17 protein-coding genes and 1 tRNA gene are annotated in these 18,364 nt (G+C 62.4%); 8 read left to right on the top strand and 10 right to left on the bottom strand.

The window, feature by feature from the left end; genetic code table 11:
* Positions 1-374: 374 nt before the first annotated feature.
* Both PWJ82_RS08505 and PWJ82_RS08500 read right to left on the bottom strand, forming a co-directional pair.
* Positions 375-554, bottom strand: coding sequence for a type II toxin-antitoxin system RelE/ParE family toxin (locus PWJ82_RS08505; protein WP_274734627.1), 180 nt, complete (start codon positions 552-554; stop codon positions 375-377).
* Positions 541-825 carry a type II toxin-antitoxin system RelB/DinJ family antitoxin gene (locus PWJ82_RS08500; protein ID WP_274734629.1) on the bottom strand — a complete coding sequence of 95 codons (285 nt, stop codon included), beginning with the start codon at positions 823-825 and terminating at the stop codon, positions 541-543. Before PWJ82_RS08500 ends, PWJ82_RS08505 begins: the two co-directional genes overlap by 14 nt.
* A 283-nt stretch (positions 826-1,108) precedes the next feature.
* Between PWJ82_RS08500 and PWJ82_RS08495 the strand changes: the two genes are divergently transcribed.
* Both PWJ82_RS08495 and PWJ82_RS08490 read left to right on the top strand, forming a co-directional pair.
* Positions 1,109-1,181, top strand: a tRNA-Arg gene (locus PWJ82_RS08495).
* Positions 1,182-1,470: 289 nt separating this feature from the next.
* Positions 1,471-3,897: a YPDG domain-containing protein gene (locus tag PWJ82_RS08490; protein WP_274734534.1), complete on the top strand. Its 2,427-nt coding sequence runs from the start codon at positions 1,471-1,473 to the stop codon at positions 3,895-3,897.
* Positions 3,898-4,080: 183 nt separating this feature from the next.
* Here the strand turns inward: PWJ82_RS08490 and PWJ82_RS08485 are convergent, their stop codons facing one another.
* The 3 genes from PWJ82_RS08485 to PWJ82_RS08475 all read right to left on the bottom strand — a co-directional run bounded on the left by PWJ82_RS08485 (position 4,081) and on the right by PWJ82_RS08475 (position 6,833).
* Complete coding sequence (locus tag PWJ82_RS08485) at positions 4,081-4,917, bottom strand: metal ABC transporter permease (RefSeq protein WP_039898504.1); 837 nt, start codon at positions 4,915-4,917, stop codon at positions 4,081-4,083.
* A gap of 23 nt (positions 4,918-4,940) precedes the next feature.
* Entirely contained in the window at positions 4,941-5,744 is an 804-nt protein-coding gene (locus tag PWJ82_RS08480) for a metal ABC transporter ATP-binding protein (protein WP_016441983.1), read from the bottom strand.
* A 111-nt stretch (positions 5,745-5,855) separates the two neighbouring features.
* A complete protein-coding gene (locus PWJ82_RS08475; RefSeq protein ID WP_274734532.1) occupies positions 5,856-6,833 on the bottom strand; it encodes a metal ABC transporter substrate-binding protein in 978 nt (325 codons plus the stop codon).
* Between the two features lie 272 nt (positions 6,834-7,105).
* On the opposite strand from PWJ82_RS08475, the gene PWJ82_RS08470 reads away from it, so the two are divergent.
* Positions 7,106-8,146, top strand: a complete 1,041-nt coding sequence (locus PWJ82_RS08470; RefSeq protein WP_274734531.1) for a hypothetical protein — start codon at positions 7,106-7,108, stop codon at positions 8,144-8,146.
* Here the strand turns inward: PWJ82_RS08470 and PWJ82_RS08465 are convergent.
* Positions 8,126-8,917, bottom strand: coding sequence for a hypothetical protein (locus PWJ82_RS08465; RefSeq protein ID WP_274734530.1), 792 nt, complete (start codon positions 8,915-8,917; stop codon positions 8,126-8,128). The two genes, PWJ82_RS08470 and PWJ82_RS08465, sit on opposite strands and share 21 nt — an antisense overlap.
* 156 nt (positions 8,918-9,073) lie before the next feature.
* On the opposite strand from PWJ82_RS08465, the gene PWJ82_RS08460 reads away from it, so the two are divergent.
* The gene (locus PWJ82_RS08460) at positions 9,074-9,682 is read left to right on the top strand and encodes a hypothetical protein (protein WP_274734529.1); all 609 of its coding nucleotides are present in this window, start codon (positions 9,074-9,076) and stop codon (positions 9,680-9,682) included.
* Complete coding sequence (locus tag PWJ82_RS08455) at positions 9,675-10,136, top strand: hypothetical protein (protein ID WP_274734527.1); 462 nt, start codon at positions 9,675-9,677, stop codon at positions 10,134-10,136. The genes PWJ82_RS08460 and PWJ82_RS08455 overlap by 8 nt, the downstream gene beginning before the upstream one ends.
* An 80-nt stretch (positions 10,137-10,216) precedes the next feature.
* Here the strand turns inward: PWJ82_RS08455 and PWJ82_RS08450 are convergent, their stop codons facing one another.
* The 3 genes from PWJ82_RS08450 to PWJ82_RS08440 all read right to left on the bottom strand — a co-directional run bounded on the left by PWJ82_RS08450 (position 10,217) and on the right by PWJ82_RS08440 (position 14,807).
* On the bottom strand, positions 10,217-12,961 hold the full coding sequence (locus tag PWJ82_RS08450) for an ATP-dependent RNA helicase (protein WP_274734524.1): 2,745 nt from the start codon (positions 12,959-12,961) through the stop codon (positions 10,217-10,219).
* Between the two features lie 75 nt (positions 12,962-13,036).
* A complete protein-coding gene (locus tag PWJ82_RS08445) occupies positions 13,037-13,765 on the bottom strand; it encodes a response regulator transcription factor (RefSeq protein WP_274736210.1) in 729 nt (242 codons plus the stop codon).
* On the bottom strand, positions 13,743-14,807 hold the full coding sequence (locus PWJ82_RS08440; protein WP_274734522.1) for a sensor histidine kinase: 1,065 nt from the start codon (positions 14,805-14,807) through the stop codon (positions 13,743-13,745). The genes PWJ82_RS08445 and PWJ82_RS08440 overlap by 23 nt, the downstream gene beginning before the upstream one ends.
* Before the next feature lie 124 nt (positions 14,808-14,931).
* On the opposite strand from PWJ82_RS08440, the gene PWJ82_RS08435 reads away from it, so the two are divergent.
* The 3 genes from PWJ82_RS08435 to PWJ82_RS08425 all read left to right on the top strand — a co-directional run bounded on the left by PWJ82_RS08435 (position 14,932) and on the right by PWJ82_RS08425 (position 17,820).
* Positions 14,932-15,654 carry an ABC transporter ATP-binding protein gene (locus PWJ82_RS08435; protein ID WP_016441992.1) on the top strand — a complete coding sequence of 241 codons (723 nt, stop codon included), beginning with the start codon at positions 14,932-14,934 and terminating at the stop codon, positions 15,652-15,654.
* Entirely contained in the window at positions 15,651-17,042 is a 1,392-nt protein-coding gene (locus PWJ82_RS08430) for a hypothetical protein (protein ID WP_274734521.1), read from the top strand. Before PWJ82_RS08435 ends, PWJ82_RS08430 begins: the two co-directional genes overlap by 4 nt.
* Before the next feature lie 202 nt (positions 17,043-17,244).
* Positions 17,245-17,820: a flavodoxin gene (locus PWJ82_RS08425; protein WP_274734519.1), complete on the top strand. Its 576-nt coding sequence runs from the start codon at positions 17,245-17,247 to the stop codon at positions 17,818-17,820.
* Here the strand turns inward: PWJ82_RS08425 and PWJ82_RS08420 are convergent.
* The gene (locus PWJ82_RS08420) at positions 17,817-18,200 is read right to left on the bottom strand and encodes a hypothetical protein (RefSeq protein WP_274734517.1); all 384 of its coding nucleotides are present in this window, start codon (positions 18,198-18,200) and stop codon (positions 17,817-17,819) included. The two genes, PWJ82_RS08425 and PWJ82_RS08420, sit on opposite strands and share 4 nt — an antisense overlap.
* Positions 18,201-18,364: the final 164 nt, after the last annotated feature.

Genomic DNA, 18,364 nt, shown 5'->3' with positions numbered 1-18,364 from the left:
ACAAGGCGTGCAGGGCTGGCAGAAAGTACTGGGCGAGTTATCCCTTCACTACCCGGACCGATTCCCAACCAACTAAATAAAACCATTTACACAAAAAACTTGACAAGCCCAAATCGTACAACGCGCACGTGATGAGGCAGTTACACATGCCCGAAAATGTACGAATTAGCGGGCCAACCCCGGCTTCTCCGGCAAGAACACATCCAATTCGCACCAAGTCTTGTTTCCACCACTCTCCGACGCGCCTTTAGCCTGCCCGTAGAGAAAGGCCCCGGCCATTTGTGCATTGCTAAAAGCTAGAGGCCTGACCGGGGGTCTATCACTAGTCAATCTACTTGGACAGCTGACGAACAGCAATGGGAGATGCACACACTTCACCCTTTCCAACCTCCCCGCAGCGCATGGTCACGATACCGCGTGCGCAGCTCATCGCGATCTTGCCTCATCAACGCTTCGATAGCCTTCGCCAGCTTTGCGGCGTCGTAATGTTTCTTGAACAGCGCCTTGGCATCGCGCTTGAACTGATTCGTACGGAAGACGCTAGTCAGCCTCATTGAGATCCGCCATCAGTTCAGCGACGCTACCAAACGAAGCGCCGGTGCGGGACTCAACTTCAGCTCTCGCCACGGCACTGGCCGAGTTTCCGCGATGTGGTGTGAACGGAATGCCGTTGCTGGCAATCGACTGCCGCAAAAACATATTGATGGCAGTACTCATGTCCAACCCGAGATCGCGGAATAACTCCGCAGCTTGAGCCTTCGTTTCATCATCCGTCCGGAAAGATACATTTGCCATCAAAACCACCCCACTACGCGCAATCAACATTACTCTGTACATACAGTAGCATCGACCGCGCGAGATCGTGGGAGCTTTCTGGCCGAATCCCGTTGAATGCGCTTACACAGCCGGGCAGCACACCTGTTGCCACTACCCAACAATGACCGCAAACCCAGCCAGGCCAGATGTGAAACATAACGCACCTGGCCTCTAAATTTTGTTCTCGCCGAGCAACGATGTAAACTCTTATCTGTCGCAAAACGAGGCGGGTTAATCGCTCGCCTCCTCAATTTTTTATTGAGGAGCTTGCTGGTAGCCACCTCGTGACTGTGCGCTCGTAGCTCAGTGGATAGAGCATCTGACTACGGATCAGAAGGTCGGGGGTTCGAATCCCTTCGAGCGCGCGAAGCTCCTCCTCGGTGACGCAAATCCCGGTGGGGAGCAATTTCTTTTTCCGCACCCTTGCGCGAAGTTTGTCACCTCAATAATTTGAGTTTATACCTTTTTACGACGACGCACACCCGCTTCAGGCCTCCTTTTCGCACAGCACCGCCGATTCGCACACCGCCCCCCGCACCGGCCATTTACCCAGCTCACGTTACTTGAACTTTGTCCCACCATATTCGCTTTAACTAACACCAAATTTCATTTAGGGTTAGAAGCATAAGTAATCACAACTCTGGATAGGACATCATGGCAAAGATGCGCAAGCTCGCCGTCGGAACACTATCCGCCCTCACGGTCCTGGGATGCGGAATCGTAGCCCCACTCGCCGTCGCGGACGTTCCCACAGCAGATCACCCCAGCCCGGCCATCGTTTCGGGCCTGGCAGTCGGTGATGGCAGCCTCATCACCCCGCAAGACAAGAACGGCAAAGACGCAAAATTCAGCGTGGGCATGCAGCTGCGCGCAGCTGACGGCTCGGCTTCCAACAATTTCCCGATGCCTGTCGACCCTCGCGTGGATCCGCTCACGCGTTTGAAGTGCATGCGGAACAATCTCATTGACCTCACGCAAACGACCCAGCTCACCGCACGAATCCAGGTGCGTAACAATACCGCTTCTCCGCTCTATGGACTGACCTACCAGGTCGGGTTGCGCGATGGCGATGCCGAGTACGACACCACTGGCAGTCAATCCGAACCGTCCGGTTTCGTCGTCGACGGCCCCAAGCTCAAAGAATTCATCACCACTTCCGGCGTATCCTCCAAGATCACCATCTGGTTCATCCTCAAGGACGGCACTCAAAAGACCCTCGATATGATGACCGATGCGGACTGGGATAACGTGGCAACGGTATGGCTCCGCGGCACCCTCCCGGCTTCTACCGGCCCGGATGATGTGATCACGGTAGACGTTCCGCTCAAGTTTAATCAAGACCCGGCTACGTTTACTGGCTTGACACCAGTTGCTTCACTGCAGAACTACAAACTCGTTCTGGCTGGAACCGACTATGGCGAAGCTATGTCGAAGAAAGCCGAAGGATACAAGCGTATTATCCGCTTCCGCGGTTTCACTCCGCTCACCGAGCTCGATAACGGCGGGGCGGCCAGCCAGCACGGCACCACCGGGAAGTTCGTGGCTGTGGAGAAGTCCGGCGCTGCCAATTACAACGATCTGTCCGGCCCCTTTACCCAGGTCCCTCTTGCTGTGCAGCAGGCCATGCCCACGGTGAAGCACCGGGATGTGGATGCCGCGAAGAAGGTCCCCTTTGCTGATGGTTTCAATCTGCAATACCAGACCACCTACACCAACGGGCTGCGGTCCCAGTGCTCCGGTTATGAGAGCATGATCTCGAAGATTTCAACGGCCGAGATTAACTCCTACGACGTTGACCTCATGCCGATTCGGGATGCGATCCGAGATAAGGGATACTCCGTTGGGGCAACCGCCACCGAGATTATGCCGGCGTACACCTATAGCATGTCCGCTCAACAGCCCAGTTTTGTGGACGCCCAGGGCGCTCCCATCGCGATGAACGAGGGCGCTTATGCCCCGCTCGCCGCGGAGCTCTCCAATGCGCACGTGCGCTTGGTCAAAGTTGTTGAGGCCAGCGATGTCACGATTCCGCAATACAGCGCCTATGATGCACGCGCCCAGTTGAGCACGATTCGCGGCCTCGCGGAGCAGGCAGCGCAGGCGGGCAACCTCGACCTGGCCACCCTCACAAGCGACCGCAATCCGCAGGCGCTCACCGATGCGAAGCAGGTCATCACCTACTCCACCGCGAATTACGATGCCCCGGACGGAACCGGCATTCCCACCCGCGTGATTATCGACGCGTCCCAGGTGGATACTGGCACGCCCGGCACCTACCCGGTCACCTACAAGCGCGCCGTGAAAACGCAGGACGCCGCGGGTACCTGGGTGGAAGATATTGTCTCGACTACCGCGCAGGTCACCGTGACCGCGGTAAACGCTGCTTACCAGCCGGCCTCTGCAACCCGTGAGAATCTGGACCCGGTCACCGTGAACGTGGCCGCCCCGAGCTTCGCGGATGCTAACGGCGCTGCGGTCACGCCCGCGCTCAATGCGAACGGTGCTTACGCGCTCAATGACGGCACGACCCTGCCGAAGGGCTGGGATGTTGCGGTTAATCCGAACGACGGCGCACTTACCGTGACAATGGCTAAGGACGCTGCCACCGGAACTCACGAGCTACCGATCAAGGTGAGCTTCGCCGATGGGAGCAGCACTGTTCTCAACGCGCAGGTGAGCTTCACCCAGAAGGCTGCGACGCTGACCCCGGGAACACCCATTCCACCGGAGCCGACCGTTGAGCCCACGGTCGAGCCGACGAACGAACCGACCACCGATCCTACGGTTCAACCCACGAACGAGCCTACGGTTCAACCTACGGTTGAACCCACGGACGCGCCCACAGCTCCGACCGTAGCCCCCACGGAACCGACCGTTGCGCCGACTGCGCCAACAGTCGCACCCACGACCGCACCGGCTACCCCAAGCGCCGCGCCCACGGCCGAACCTACGGCTTCGAGCAAGCCCACCCGCATTATCAAGAAGAAGCTGACCGCCACCGGCGCGGAAAGCGCGTGGTTGTTGGCTGGTGCCATTGCTTTGCTGGGAACCGGGATGCTGATGCGGCGCCGGTATAGCTAAGTAGCGCTTAGCCAAGCACGGCGCATGGCTACGACACAGCGCAAGCTAAGCAGCGCATAGCCAGTACATCAAGCACTAGCAAAAACAGGTGTGGCCCAGGACCGCGAAGGTCTGGGCCACACCTGTTTCTTGGCGCACCGATATTTTAGGGGAAGGCTACCGCCCGCTAGCTGCGTCGTCGTACTAGATAGAAACCGCAGCGCGGGTGCGCGCGCCCTCGAGCTTCCCGCGCAAACCGTGCGGGGAAATCAACCAGACCACCAGGAACATGAGGCCCTGGGCCGTGACCACCGCGGCGCCGGAAGGCAGGTCGAGCCAGTAGGAAACGTACAGACCCACCAGCGCGCACACCGCCGCGAAAACCGGGGCGAATATGAGCATGACGCGGAAGCGATTGGTAACCAGGTAAGCCGTGGCTCCCGGCACGATCACCAGCGCGATAATGAGGATCGCGCCCACCGCCTGCATGGCTGTCACCACCGTGAGCGCCAGGCAGAAGAGCAAAATCGCGCCGAGCGTGCGGGCCCGGATGCCGATGGCTTGCAGGTGAGTAGGGTCGAAAGCGTAGGCGGTCAGATCGCGCCGCTTGAACAGCAGAATCGCGAGCGCGAGGGGGGCCAGGATGACCACCTGGATCATATCCGCGCGCGTGACGCCCAGCAGGTCACCGAAGATGACGTGGTTGAGGTCCACATTGGAGGGGTTGAGTTTGATAAGGATCAACCCGACCGCGAAGAACAAAGTAAATACTGCTCCCATGGAGGCATCTTCTTTGACTCGCGAGGTGGAGCGCAGCAGGAAAATCAGCGCCACCGCGATGAGCGCGGCAATGACCGCCCCCAGGGAGAAGGGCATCCCGAGCACATAAGCGATAACCACGCCGGGCAGAATCGCGTGCGAGAGTGCGTCGCCCATGAGTGACCAGCCAATGAGCACCAGCCAGCAGCTGATGACCGCGCACACTATCGCCGCGGTGAGGGTGACCGTAGCCCCGCGCACCATAAAGGGGTGCGTCCACATTTCAACGAAAAGTTCGTACCACACTAGCGATTCTCCTTTGCCTTGCGCAGATGCGTGGCCGGGTCCGCGGCCGGGTCCGGTTCGTGGTGATCGGGGACGACGCCGAAAGCCTGCATGAGGTGCTCGGGCTTCATGGCTTCGGCCACCGGGCCGTGGAAAATAACACGGCGGTTGAGGAGGAGCACTTCGGAGCACAGTTGGGGCAGGCCGGCCAGGTCGTGGGTGGCGACCAGGATAGTTACCCCGGAAGCCGCCAGTTTCTGGAGCAGCGCAATAATCATGGTCTCCGACGGTTTATCCACCCCGGCGAAGGGCTCATCGAGGAGCATGAGCTGGGCACCCTGGGCGATGGCGCGGGCAATAAATACGCGTTTGCGCTGCCCACCGGAAAGCGATCCGATCTGGCGCTCCGCGTAGGGGGTCATTTCGACCATATCGAGGGCGTGGCGCACGGCCTCACGGTCCTCGGCGCGGGCGCGGCGGGTGGGGCCCATGAAGCCGTAGCGGCCCATGGTCACCACCTCGCGGACGCTGACCGGGAAAGCCCAGTCCACGCCTTCGTTTTGGGGAACGTAGCCGACCAGGCCGGCTTTGCGGGCCCGGGTGCCGCTCTGGCCGAGGATCGTAATATCCCCTCCGTGCCGCACCGATCCCATAATTGATTTCATGAGGGTGGATTTACCCGAGCCGTTTTGCCCCACGAGGGCGCAAATAACACCCGGGGTCAGCCCGAAGCTCACCGAGGTGAGGGCTTGCACCGAGCCGTAGCGCGCGTGAACACCGCTCACCTCCAGAGCGTATTTCGGAGATTCTATTGGTGTTGCCACCGTTCCTCCGCCTTTCTGCGATTGTGCGTAGGTGCGAGCTGCATATATTGCGAACATCGTTGCCGTGTTAGCAACGTTCACGTGAAAGCAGCGTTTATATGCGAGCGGCGTTTACTTGCCGGCTGGTTTCGTGGGTTCGCTCGCGGATTCGCCGGCCTTGCCGGTGAGCCCGCGGGTGATGAGATCGGCGTCGTACCGAAGCAAATCAAGGTAGGTGGGCACGGGGCCGTCCGCTTCGGAAAGCGAGTCGACGTACAGTAAGCCGGCCACCGGAACACCGGTGTCTTCGGCAACGGACGCCATTTTGTCGTCCACGGTGGATTCGCAGAACAGCGCCCGCACCCCGGAGGTGCGCACGAAATTCTCAAGGTCGGCCTTGGCCTTGGGGGTTTGCGCGCCTTCGGCGTTGACTGCCCACAGGTACTTTTCTTGCAGGCCGTGATCGCGCGTGAGGTAGGAGAAAGCACCTTCGCAGCTCACCAGCGCGCGCTGGGATTCGGGAATGGTAGCCAGGGCCGCGTCCATATCTGCGGCGATGTTATCCAGCTGCTTCTTGTAATTTTCGCCGTTGGTGCGATAGGCCTGGGCATGATCGGGATCTACCTTAGAAAAAGCGGCGACCATATTATCCACGTAGAGTTTGCCGTTCTTCGGACTCATCCACGCGTGCGGATTCGGTTTGCCCTGGTAATCACCTTCCGCGATGGCGACCGGCTCAATTCCATCGGAGAGGTTAACGCGTTCGGCGGTGGAATTCTCTACGAATTTCTCAAACCATCGCTCCAGGCCCAGGCCGTTGTAGAGGATGATATCGGCGCCTTCTGCGCGCTTAATATCACCGGGCGAAGGCTGATAATCATGGATTTCTTCCCCCGGATTGGTGATCGAGGCGACCTCCATATGTTCGCCGGCGATATTCCGTGCCATATCTGCCAGTACCGTGAAGGTGGTGAGTACCTGCGGTTTCTCACTTCCTGCGTTTTTTCCTTGCGACGACGCAGTCCCGCAAGCCCCCACCACAGCAAGCATGCTCACCAGCAGCGCGGCCAGGCCGGCCCGTACCGCACCCCGTTTATATCCCATTCCCATCACCATCCCCTTTCTGGCTTATACTGGGCGTTGAGGTCCTGAGTGGATACACCCGTGAGGAGGCCCAGCGCTCGTAAGTAAGGGTACCCTTACTTTTTGGTGACGGGGCTTAATCCTACGCGAGTTTAGCCCCTCGCGCGAGGGCGTCACTCCACAGCCGGGACTTTCTCCCCGGTTATTCGCCATATTTTTACTTAATATGATATCGCCCACCGCCCCGCCGAACGTGAACACCACATTTTGCTGTCGCAGGCCCCGGGTAGACTTCCCCCATGGATGAGATGGACGCTATCGGACGGGAAATTGACACCATCGCCGCTTCCCTCGGTGATATTCCGGAAGCCGAACCCGGCGAACCTGGCTACATTATTAATACCTGGGAACGCGTGGTGACCGCGTGCCGGGCGGGGATGCGGCCGGTGGCCTCCACGGAAGGGCTGCGCCTGGCCGTGGCGATCGGGCACAACCTAAAAACTGTGGAGCTTTCCCCCGCCCGCGATGGGGAGGGGCGTTCCTATCTCAATCTGCGCTGCGGGGTGGGCCGGGCGGATCTCATCGATGTGACCGGCCTGGCCGGCTGGGTTTTTGAGACCTTCTCTCTGGGGGATGTACGCATTGTCGGGGATGAGGTGGTCCTGCATCTGGCTTTGCGCATGGCCGGCTTGCCTTTTTCGCGGCTGACCAGCATGGTGAAGTTCCTCGTCGTCGCCGCTATTGACGCTACCGCGGTATTCGTGCGCGGTCTCGATAACGTTCCCCCCACAAAGGATGATCTTTTTGGGCCGGAAGCGGTGGCCGGCGCGGGGGATATTTTGGAGGATACGTTTTCCGCGCGCCCAGAAATGAATCCTTTTGTGGGTAATGCACCCGGAGATGCCGATCAGTTCACAGACCCGGCCGGGGTGGATACCCGTTTCGATGAACTCCTGGGCACGGCCGGGGTGTATCGCTGGAATGGTTTGGTTTCCGCGCTCGCTCCGTTACTCGGGCAGCGCGATGCGGCTCAGGCCGAATACGGTTTTGGGGCCACGCTCCGCGTGGATGGCTCTGAGGTTCCGGTGGTGATGCTACGTAACACCCTGGTCAGCGGGGCGGATAGCGCGGCGGCGACCTTGCGCCTGGGTGATGCTAGCGCCGATGCGGTGCGGGAGGCAGCCCGCCAGGCTGCGGCTCTTCCACTCGGCGGGGTGGTGGTACACGGCACAGATCTTTATTTCAGCCACGCTTTTGAGATCAGCGGGCAGCGGCCGGGGTGGATTGCCAGCCAAATTGAAGGTGCGGCGCGGTATTCGTTACTGCTCGGCCGCGGGTAGTTCCAGCACCGCTTCCCGGAGGCGTTCCCACAGGTCAGCTTCGGCGTCATAAGCTTCGGCAACGATAGATTCGGGGAAATAGGCGGTATCGCGTTCCAGCCCCAGCAGGCAGGGATAAAAACCGCCGCACTGGCGATAGGCCACCCAGGCAAGCGGCGCATGGGCCACCAGCCGGTCCCCGATAAGCACTCCGAGCCCGGAGGCGAGGGCCTGCCGGGAGCGCTGGCCGCGCAATTCGGGCAGCAGCGCGCAAATATCCCGTAAATTCCGGGGTAGTTCCCGGCCGCGCGGCACCAGTTTCTTCGCTTCTTCGCGTGCTTCGTGTAGATAATTCTCATCCCCGGGGGCGAGCCAACCGATGCTACCTTCCGGGTAATAATCGGGGTTATCACATTCGCGCAGGGCTGGCAGTAGCGAGGCCTCCCAGCCCAGGTAGCGCCCGGTGGTGGCGGCGGCGACAAGTTCAAGGTAGGAACGCGAATCGGCAATAACACCATTATCCACGGCGGTGGCGGACCATAGCGTGAGCATCCAGGAATCTTTGGAGCGCCCAAATTGGGAGAGTTGCGATTGTTGCACCCAACCGTTGCGTTGCAGGCGGCTACGTGCAGCTACCGCTGCGCGGCGGGATGAGAAACGCAGGCGATTGATCCACATGCGCGGGGCGGTCAGGCGTGCCGCTTCGGCGACCATAGCAAGCAGGGCCCGATCCAGGGCGGAGGCATCCGCCTGGTTGTCACTCTCGGGGGCCAGATGTGCTCCATGCGCCATGGCTGCTGGTACCGTCCTTTGCTACTCGAGGGCCGCGGAAAAATCACGAGGACGCTCAGGGGCCGCCCGCGGGAAAGCACGGACGGGATGTTCTCTATTGTACGCGGCGCGCCCGGCCTGTGCCGCATTTTTCTGCCAACGTGGAATACTGGTGAGGTGGTATCACAGTTCACAACATGGGAGGAAGCCGCCGCGGCTTTGCGTGCTAGTTATGCGGGTGCGCGGGCGGATGAAACTCCGGCTTTACGTTTTGTCACTCACGGGGTGCCGGTAACAGCCTGGCCCGGGCAGTCAACCCGGCGCGATAGCCGCACCGTCGTTCATCTTGCGGCACCTGTACTCACCGGCGCGGAGCTGCGTAAGTACGACGGCGCCGCCGCATCCGCGGCGTCTGGTGCCGTTGCCACTCCGCCAGGCACGCAAGGAGGCACTCAGGCTGGCGCCACGCCCGCAGCTCAACCCGGGGCGCAGTCCTATGCGCAATCTGACTGGGTGCTTTCCCGCAATGCGGCGGCGGTGCTCGAGCATTTTGGTATTGACCCGACCGGCCCGGATCTTATCGCGGTGTTGCGCGCGGCGGATACGCTGCCAATTGGCGGGATTCGCTTGCTGGGTGGTCGTACCCATATTCATTACGCGGTGGCGCTGCCAGCCCCGGCTGCGCAGCTGACTGCATGCGCGGCATTGGTGGCGGCGCAGGCCCGGGCGTTGAGCGGTGCGGATGCACTGTCGGAATCTGCCCAGGAAGGGGAGGCTGATGTCTAAGAAGTCTGGGCGTGACGAACGCGATGCCCGCGATGTGACTACAGCGGCGGGCCTGTATGAGGTACTTGTTGCTGATTATCATGCGCAGGCGCAGCCGGATGGGGTGCATTACCGTTTCGAGGTGGTGTGGCGTTCGGAGTCAGATAAGCAGGAGATGATCGCGAGTTACGCGAATGTTCCGGGGCTGGGGGATGTGCTCTACGTGGCGGCATCGCTGGTGGAGTCGCCGACGGAGGCCCGTACCCGCGATGTTTTGGAGCGGATCGGCGAGTTTTTGGATGGCGATGCGGTGATGTCCGGCGGGCACTTGCAGTTGCGGATTTGTTTGCCGATGGCGGGTCTCACGGTTGAGACGTTGCGGGCGCGTTTGCGTAATCTTGCCGGGGCCGCTACTTCTATTCGCCGGGAGTTTGCCGACGACGACGAAACCGGCACCCTGACCTTTGGCTACTGAGGCATAGTCCGGGACGGCCTGAGTGTACTTTAGCTGCGGGACTGCGCCTACCCGCCCGCGCTGAGCGGCACGCACCCGATTTAGCGGCGCGGGCGGGCCCGCTTGGTGGGGCTGGCGGTAGCGCCATCTTCCGGCCAGGGGTGGCGCGGGTAGCGGCCACGCATTTCCGCCCGCACTTGGGCGTAGGGGCCGGCCCAGAAGCTTGCGAGGTCGTCGGTGATGGCAACGGGCCGGGCGGCCGGGGAGAGGAGTTCGAGGGTGACGGGGATGCGCCCGCCGGCCAGGCGCGGGGTACGGGCCCAGCCGAAAGCTTCTTGGACGCGCAGGCGTACGGTGGGCCGGGCTCCCGCATAGTGGATGGTGCGTTGTTCCCCGGTGGGGATAGTAATGCTGGCGGGGGCGAGTTCATCAAGGTGGGTGGCTTCCGGCCAGGGCAGTAGGCGTTCGATATTTCCGGCCCCCAGGTTTCCCCAGCTGCCGCCCCGGGCGAGTGCGGCGAGTTCAGGCCCGGCTAGTTCCTCGATGCGCTGGCGGAGTGCGGATTCTTCCATATCGGGCCAAGGTTCACCTAGGACGGTGTGAAGGAAGGCGAGGCGTTCGCGCAGGGCTTGGGCTCCGGCGGTGAATTCCAGCGGGAGGGTTCCGGAGCTGGCCGCGGCGCTCACCCACGCGGTGGCGGCTGCGCGCGGGAGGCGCTCCACATCCCGGCCACTGAGTTCGATGGCTCCTAGGCGGGTGGTTTGCCGGGCGCGTAGGCGGCCTTTTCGGTAGCTGATTGCGGTGCCGGTGGCGATGAGGCCACGGCCGGCTTGGCGGGCGAGTTCTTCATCTGCGGGTACGGCGGCGCGGATGAGTGCATCCGCCCGGCCCTGGCTGGCGCTCACTTCGGCTACCGCGAGCCAGGGTGATCCGAGGAGCGGGGAGCCTTGCGGGAGTATTGCCCCGCTGCCGTTAGCCAGGAGGTAGCGCCCTGAGGTGCTATCCACCGCGCGGGCCAGCAAATCCGGATAAGCCCAGGCGGTCACGAGGGCGAGGGCATCATCATTGCGAGCAGCCCGGCTGGGTTTCCCGAAGCCGGATACGCCGGTTTTACCGGAACCTGCGGTATCGGTTTTCCCGCGACTGGGTGTGCCGCTTCCCGATTGCTCAATGCCACTCTGCCTGCTCTTACTCTGCCCGCTGCCGGTTGCCGCCGCATCACCCAGGGCGCGGCGGGCTAGTTTCTCGAGGCGCTGGGCTTGCCGGGCCCAGGCCGGTGAGACGGCGGTGGGCCACCGTGCCAGATCGGCCCCGGGGAGCCGGGGTGATTCCGCGAGCGCGGCCACGATCTGGGCTGCTGTGCCCGCCCCTAACCGCGTGGTAGTTTCCAGCAGGCTGCGGCCTAGCCGGGTGCTGACCGGGAGCGGGGCGAGGGTGCGGGCCAGGTCAGTGACCTGCCAGGCCCGCTCAGCACCGGCCGTATCATCCCCGGCGCCGTGTTCTGCCACCACGCAGCCGAGGGCGGTGAGGGCGCGCATACCGGCCGCCACGCCCGGCTGCGGGGGCTGATCGAGGAGGGCGAGCCCGCGCCCTTCCGGAGCTCCCCATACCGCGGCTTGCAGGAGAAAATCGGTCAAATCAGCCGTGTATATTTCCGGGGTGGAGCGTTCAGTGAGGCGAGCCCAGGTAGCTTCACTCATGACGCGATACACGGTTCCCGGCCCTAAACGCCCGGCGCGCCCGCCGCGTTGGATACCGGCGGCTTGGGATTCCAGCACCGTGACCAGCCCGCTGATGCCACTGGCGTAATCGGTGCGGGGTTCCCGGGAAAGCCCGCTATCCACCACGATCCGCACCCCGGGGACGGTGAGGGAGGATTCCGCGATAGCGGTGGTCACAATAATGCTGCGGGTTCCCGCAACTTCACGTAGTACGGCATCCTGCTGGGCGCCGGTGAGGGAGCCGTGCAGGGGCGCCACCCGGGCAGGTAGATGGCTGAGCAATCCGACCACGTGTTCCACTTCCCGCACTCCGGGGAGGAAGACCAATATGTCACCGAGTTCCACTTCCCGGAAGGCCCGTTCCACCACCCGGGCCACGTGTGCCAGGAATTCCCGGCGCACCCCGAGCGCACCGTCCCGCGAAATTGTGCCGAGGGGCTCTTCCCCGCGCCCCGGTGGGGCGTACCGCAGGGTAAGAGGGTGGAGCACACCCGGAATATCCGCGATGCGCGGGGATTCCCCAGGCGCCGCGGCCCCAGTTTCCAGCAAAGCCGCGGTGCGCTGGGATTCCACGGTGGCGGACATGGCCACCAGCAAAAGGTCCGGGCGGAAAGCCGCGCGGACTTCCAGGGCGAGGGCCAGAGCAAGATCTGCATCGAGGTGACGTTCGTGCACTTCGTCGAAAATAAGAGCACCGATGCCGCGCAATTCCGGGTCGCTTTGCAGGCGGCGCACCGCGATACCGGGGGTGATCATTTCGATGCGGGTTTCCCTGCTCACCTGGGAATCCCCGCGCACACTATAGCCGGCGGTAGCGCCCACCGGTTCCCCGAAGAGTTCGGCCAGGCGCCGGGCCGCAGCCCGCGCTGCCACCCGGCGCGGCTGAATCACGAGGACCCGCCCGGGCCGAGTACCTCCCGCATCGGTTCCTCCACGCACGCCTTCCGCGAGCATGCCTTCCGCGAGCGCGCGGGCCACGAGCGGCGGAATGAGCGTGGTTTTCCCGGTTCCCGGCGGCGCACTCACCACCGCGAGCGGCAGCGCTGCGCGCACCTCATCGAGGTGGGCTGCTACCGGCAGCGCGGGCGGGGCAGCGAGCAGGCGAGCGCAGGGATCCGAGGTCATGCTCCCATTCTCCCACGGGCCTCCGACACAATTTTCACCCCGATCCGCGGCACGGGCGAACGGCGCACCACACGCTTACCCCGCACGCGAGGTTTCCGTCAGATAGGCCAGCACCGCCCGCACCCGGCGATTTTCTTCCCCGGGTTGCATCCCCAGCTTGAGGAAAATATTCGCCACGTGTTTGGAGACGGTCGCCCCGGTGAGGTAGAGCTCGGCGGCAATCGCAGAATTGGCATAGCCCCGCGCCATGAGCTCCAGGATTTCACGTTCGCGAGAGGTAAGCTCCGTGAGAAGTGACGGCGTCGTCGCCATTAATTGGGCCGCAACATCCGGATCCACAACAACGCCGCCCACCCCCACAATCTCCAGGGACCGCACGAAATCCGCCACCCGTGCCACGCGATCTTTGAGCAAATACCCCAGGCCTCCCGGCGCATCGTCCCCGTTTGCATCCGCGGTCGTAGTCGCGGGAGAACCGGAGGCACCGGCACCGGCTGCCGGGTGGAAGAGTTCGCGCGCGTAGGCCGGGGCGACGTATTGGGAAAGCACCATAATGCCCAGGGACGGGAATTCGCGGCGTAGCTCCACGGCGGCGCGCAGGCCGTCGTCGCTCATGGTGGGTGGCATGCGTACATCGGTGATGACCAGGTCGGGGGCCTCCCCGCGGGCGGTGGCCGCGCGCACCGTCTCGTTCAGTTCCGGTGCGGTGGCCGCGGTCGCCACAATGGTGTGCCCGCGCCGCTCGAGCAGCCCGCATAACCCTTCGCGAAACAGCGCGGAATCATCCGCAACTACCAGACGCATCTGTCCCCTCCGTTCTCGGATTTTCGCTGAGCGCCGCCACCCCGGCCCCGCTCCCCCACTCCCCGCGGTGGAGCAGCAGCGGGATACGCGCGCGAATTTCCGTGGGTCCGCCCACCGGACTGGAAATACGCAGACTACCGCCGAAAGTCGCGAGCCGCTCGCCGATCCCGCGCAGCCCACTACCCGGAATCACGCCGCCCGGGCCGGTATCGGTGATGCTGAGGTGGAGGTCATCGTCGGCGATGAGCAGCACGGTCACGGTCGCGGCGGGCGCGTGTTTAGCAACGTTCGTCAGCGCTTCAGCCACCGTGAAATAAGCGGCGGCGATCACGCCTTCGGGGATCTCGGGTAGCGGGCTCGGAACCCGCAGGGTGGCGGGCACCGGCGCGGAAACCACCAGATCGCGCACCGCCGCCTCCAGCCCTAGGTCAGAGAGCACTTTCGGATGAATACCGGCCACCGTGCGGCGTAGCGAGGTGAGGGCAAGTTCCGCGCGGTCCTGCGCGGACGCCATGCGTTCGCGCGCAGCCTGAAGATCCGCCGAGCTCACCGCGCCGCTCGCGTCACCTTCCAGCAGAAACGCCGCCTCACCCACATCCATTGAGGTCGCGACCAGGTACTGCTGGGCGCCGTCGTGCAGGTCGCGTTCGATGCGGCGCCGTTCAATTTCAAAAGCCGCGGCAATGGAGCGTTGCGCGTGCACAACGTCGCGGTGATCGGATGGTTCCGCCATCCAGGTCGACGACGCCGGAGCCACGTCCGCGAGCGCCCGCCCGTTCCCGCGCCACACTATCCACCCGGCCCCGCCCAGGGCCAGCAGGCCGACCAGCCCGATGATGATCGGGATCGGGCTGAATCCGCCGAGCAGCGAGAGTACCGCCACCGCCACGAATATCAGGGCGAAGGTGCCGAGGGCGCCCGCGAGCACCCCGCGCACCGTGGCGTGGCGTAGTTGCTGCGCCACCGCTCGGGTGTTATCCACGTGCATGGCGATGTCCACGCCCGTGGCGTGCTCACCGTGCTCGGTGCTCTGCGTTGTCATACCGCCATGGTAGCCGGCGCGGGCTCGCCCCCACGCGCGAATCCGGCAATGGTAGACCTAGCTCTACCATAAGTGTGGAGTACGAGCCCTGCCGTCGCCGGCCAATCGGAAGTTGACTAGAGCCATGGATACAACACAGAATGTCGCCCCGGATTTGGTGGCGAATAATCTCACGAAGAATTTTGGGAACGTGGCGGCACTGCGCCGGGTATCATTGCGGATTCCCGGCGGGCAGTCGGTGGCGATTATGGGCCCGTCCGGTTCGGGTAAGTCCACGCTGCTACACTGCCTGGCGGGGATTATTGCGCCCACCGCCGGCACGGTGCTGCTGGGCAACGAGCCGATTTCGGATATGTCCGATGGGCAGCGTTCGAAAATGCGCCTGGAGAATTTCGGTTTTGTTTTCCAGGATGGTCAGCTGGTTCCCGAACTGCCGGCCCGGGAAAATGTAGCGGTGCCGCTGCTGCTCCAGGGGAAGCCGCGGCGGGAGGCACTGGCGGCGGCGGATATGTGGCTGGCGCGGCTCGGGGTAGAACCCGAACGCCACCGCCGCCCGGGGGAAATGTCCGGCGGGCAGCTCCAACGCGTAGCTATTGCGCGGGCCTTAGCGGGCCAACCTGCGGTGGTGTTTGCCGATGAACCGACCGGCGCCCTCGATCAGGCCACCGGCCACGAAGTTACCCAGATCCTCACCACCGCCGCGAAAATGAGCGGGGCCACCCTCATTATTGTGACCCATGACCCGAATGTGGCCGCCTGGTGCGAACGCCTCGTGGAAATTCGCGACGGCGTTATCCACGCCGATTCGGCTAACTCCACCACCGCGAACGGAGGCGAGCTGCAATGAGAGTCCTTTCTTTCGCACCCCGCCTCACCCTGGCCCGGTTGCGCGCCCGCACCGGTAATGCCTGGCTGGATATCCTCGCGGTCCTCAGCTTCACGCTGGCAGCTACCATGGCACTGACCATCGCCGGCGGCATTTTCATGTTCTATAACTGGAATTTCCACCCGAGCCCGGCCATGGCCGCCCACCTCGACGCCCTGAGCGAAACCCTGGGCGCCGGCCTCACGGAAATGTATCTCGGCCTGGCGCTTTTTGCCGGGGCGCTCCTGGTTATCCCCATTTCTTCCCTAGCTTCCGGGGCCGCCCGGCTGGGCGCGCAGGATCGTTCCCAGCGTCTGGCCTCCCTGCGCCTCGTTGGCACTACCCGCACCCAAACGATTGCGATCTCCCTGTGCGAAACGGTGGTGCAATGGCTGCTGGGCACCGCCTTGGGCACGGTGCTGTACCTGGTGACCCTGCCGGGTTGGCGCGCGCTAAGTTTCCTCGGGCTGCCTATTAATCCGGCCCAGATGCTGCTGCCGGTTCCCTTTATTGCCGCGGTTATTGCGCTACTTTTCGTGGTCACGCTGGTATCGGCACTGGGCGGGCTGATGCGGGTGTCGATTTCACCCCTGGGGGTGGCGCGCCGCGAAACTCCGCGTGCGCTGCGGGCTTGGCGCCTCGCGGTGTTCGCCGTCGCCGGAATAATGTACGTGCTGGTGGCTAATGCTCGTGGTGGTTCCACTCCCATCGTGCAAATCGTGATGATGGCGGGCGTGCTGCTCGTCTTCCTTTTCGCACTCTCGGTCGCGGCTTCCTTTATTGTTCAGGCGCTGGCCTATCCGCTCGTGCGCTCACGCCACGCGTCGCTCCTCATGGCGGCGCGGCGGATTCTCAACGACCCGCGCGCGGTCTGGCGCAGTGTTTCCACTCTCGCGCTGCTGTGTTTCATCGGTGGCTACACCTCCACACTTCCGGAACGGACCGGTTCAGATTCGGTGGCGATTCGCTTGGTGTCCGCAGATATTGGCACGGGCGTCATGGTGACTCTCGGTTTCGGTTTTGCGGTGGTGGCGCTGTCCAGTCTCACGAATCACGCCTCCCTCGTTTTTGAATCGGCGCAGCAGACGCAGTCCTTGCGTTTCCTCGGTTTCCCCACGGCGGTTTTCACGCGGATTCGGATCCTGCAAACCTTTATTCCCTTGGTAGTAACGACGGCGCTGACCACCGCGCTCGGGGTGGGTATGTCTCTTATGACGAATTACTCGTGGGGTGCCCGGATGGATAGCGCTGCTTTCACGAAACTCGGGATTATTACGGTCCTTGGTTTGGCCATGTGCCTGGCGAGCATTCTGGTGGTTACGCCGCTGGAAACTCGGGTGGTGCTGGCGCGCGGACGCGCGAATGATTAGGGAAGTGGAGGATGAATGATGCGGGGCTGGTGGGTGCATGATGAGGTGCCGGCACCCGAATGATTGAGAACCAATTCAGGAATTAAGCGTCGACGCCCCGGGTATAAAGACCCGCTGGCAGCCCGGGCACGGTGGCAGAATGGGTGATGTTCAGGTCACAATTCTCAGTGCGGAGGGCTCACTTCGCGGGAAGGATATTCCGATGTCAGAAATTCGTGCGGCTCAGCAGGAAACGCCGGCGGATGCGCCCCGCCCGCGCTGCCTCGTAGCTTTCTTCTCGCGTGCCGGCCTGAATTTCTGGGACGGAGAGGTGCGCAATCTCGAAATCGGTAATACCAAAGTACTGGCCGAAAAAATCGCGGCGCGTTTGGGTGCGGATACTTTTGAGATTGTCCCGGTTCATCCTTATCCTGCAGATCCGAATGAGGCACATGCCCAGTGCACCCGTGAACTTGCGGACGGCATTTTCCCGGAGCTTACGGCCCCGGCTCCGGCTGCACGTGGGTACGACGTCGTGCTTGTCGGTTTCCCTGTCTGGTGCGAGCAGGTTCCCCCGGTGGTGCAGACCTACCTGAAGTCCGCTGGACTCACGGACCAGCTGGTGCTGCCGTTCACCACCTGGTCTGGCTCGCCGAAGGTGGAAATCGAATCGACGTTCACGAATCTGGCCCCGGAAGCAACCACCGGCGCGCCCTTCTCCGTGCGCGGTGAGAATATCCACGAGGCAGCCACGGATAGCGCGCTGGAGGAATGGCTGGCCTCCGCGAATTTGATCTAGATCATTCCTAGTTCACGAAGAACGATAAGCGCCTGGTCCGGGTGGGTTCGCACAACTGCCCGGGCCTGTATTTTCTCCCATTCCGATTGTTTACTTTCCAGGACGCATTTCGTTTGAGGTTCGCACGAAACACCCAGTTCTGAAATAAGGAAGAGTAATACTTCTTCCAAACTGGGGCGGAATCGTTTTCCACCGACCGGAAAATGGAGTTCCGATAACGTGGGCGTCTGGGAAGAATCAATAACTCTTTTTCGGGCACGCCGTGAGGTAGCTCCACCCTCTAGCATGACATGCGTCCATGCGTCACGATGCGCATGAATTTGCAGATGGGCCAGCGGAATATCTTTCGAGCGCGGGTTACGGTTGTAATCCCAGCGCACGAGCGGCTCACTGGTGGTTTTATTGAGGTGCAGCGCGAAGCTGGACCGCTCAACGGGAGGGTGTCAAATAGTTTGTGTAAATGCTTGATTTGAGTAAGAAATTGAGGATTAACTATGACTATGACTGATGTTCCTGATACTGCTAATGGCTCTACTGCTGATGC

Source organism: Actinotignum schaalii, from assembly GCF_028864145.1.
GTDB lineage: Bacteria > Actinomycetota > Actinomycetes > Actinomycetales > Actinomycetaceae > Actinotignum > Actinotignum schaalii_B.
Note: the sequence above shows the minus strand (reverse complement) of the source record. Positions and strands in the feature narration are given on the sequence as shown.

Coding starts and splice junctions, on each gene's coding strand:
- PWJ82_RS08505 (WP_274734627.1), bottom strand. CDS start 554: ATGAGGCTGACTAGCGTCTTCCGTACGAATCAGTTCAAGCGCGATGCC.
- PWJ82_RS08500 (WP_274734629.1), bottom strand. CDS start 825: ATGTTGATTGCGCGTAGTGGGGTGGTTTTGATGGCAAATGTATCTTTC.
- PWJ82_RS08490 (WP_274734534.1), top strand. CDS start 1,471: ATGGCAAAGATGCGCAAGCTCGCCGTCGGAACACTATCCGCCCTCACG.
- PWJ82_RS08485 (WP_039898504.1), bottom strand. CDS start 4,917: ATGTGGACGCACCCCTTTATGGTGCGCGGGGCTACGGTCACCCTCACC.
- PWJ82_RS08475 (WP_274734532.1), bottom strand. CDS start 6,833: ATGGGAATGGGATATAAACGGGGTGCGGTACGGGCCGGCCTGGCCGCG.
- PWJ82_RS08470 (WP_274734531.1), top strand. CDS start 7,106: ATGGATGAGATGGACGCTATCGGACGGGAAATTGACACCATCGCCGCT.
- PWJ82_RS08465 (WP_274734530.1), bottom strand. CDS start 8,917: ATGGCGCATGGAGCACATCTGGCCCCCGAGAGTGACAACCAGGCGGAT.
- PWJ82_RS08455 (WP_274734527.1), top strand. CDS start 9,675: ATGTCTAAGAAGTCTGGGCGTGACGAACGCGATGCCCGCGATGTGACT.
- PWJ82_RS08450 (WP_274734524.1), bottom strand. CDS start 12,961: ATGACCTCGGATCCCTGCGCTCGCCTGCTCGCTGCCCCGCCCGCGCTG.
- PWJ82_RS08445 (WP_274736210.1), bottom strand. CDS start 13,765: ATGCGTCTGGTAGTTGCGGATGATTCCGCGCTGTTTCGCGAAGGGTTA.
- PWJ82_RS08440 (WP_274734522.1), bottom strand. CDS start 14,807: ATGACAACGCAGAGCACCGAGCACGGTGAGCACGCCACGGGCGTGGAC.
- PWJ82_RS08435 (WP_016441992.1), top strand. CDS start 14,932: ATGGATACAACACAGAATGTCGCCCCGGATTTGGTGGCGAATAATCTC.
- PWJ82_RS08430 (WP_274734521.1), top strand. CDS start 15,651: ATGAGAGTCCTTTCTTTCGCACCCCGCCTCACCCTGGCCCGGTTGCGC.
- PWJ82_RS08425 (WP_274734519.1), top strand. CDS start 17,245: ATGTCAGAAATTCGTGCGGCTCAGCAGGAAACGCCGGCGGATGCGCCC.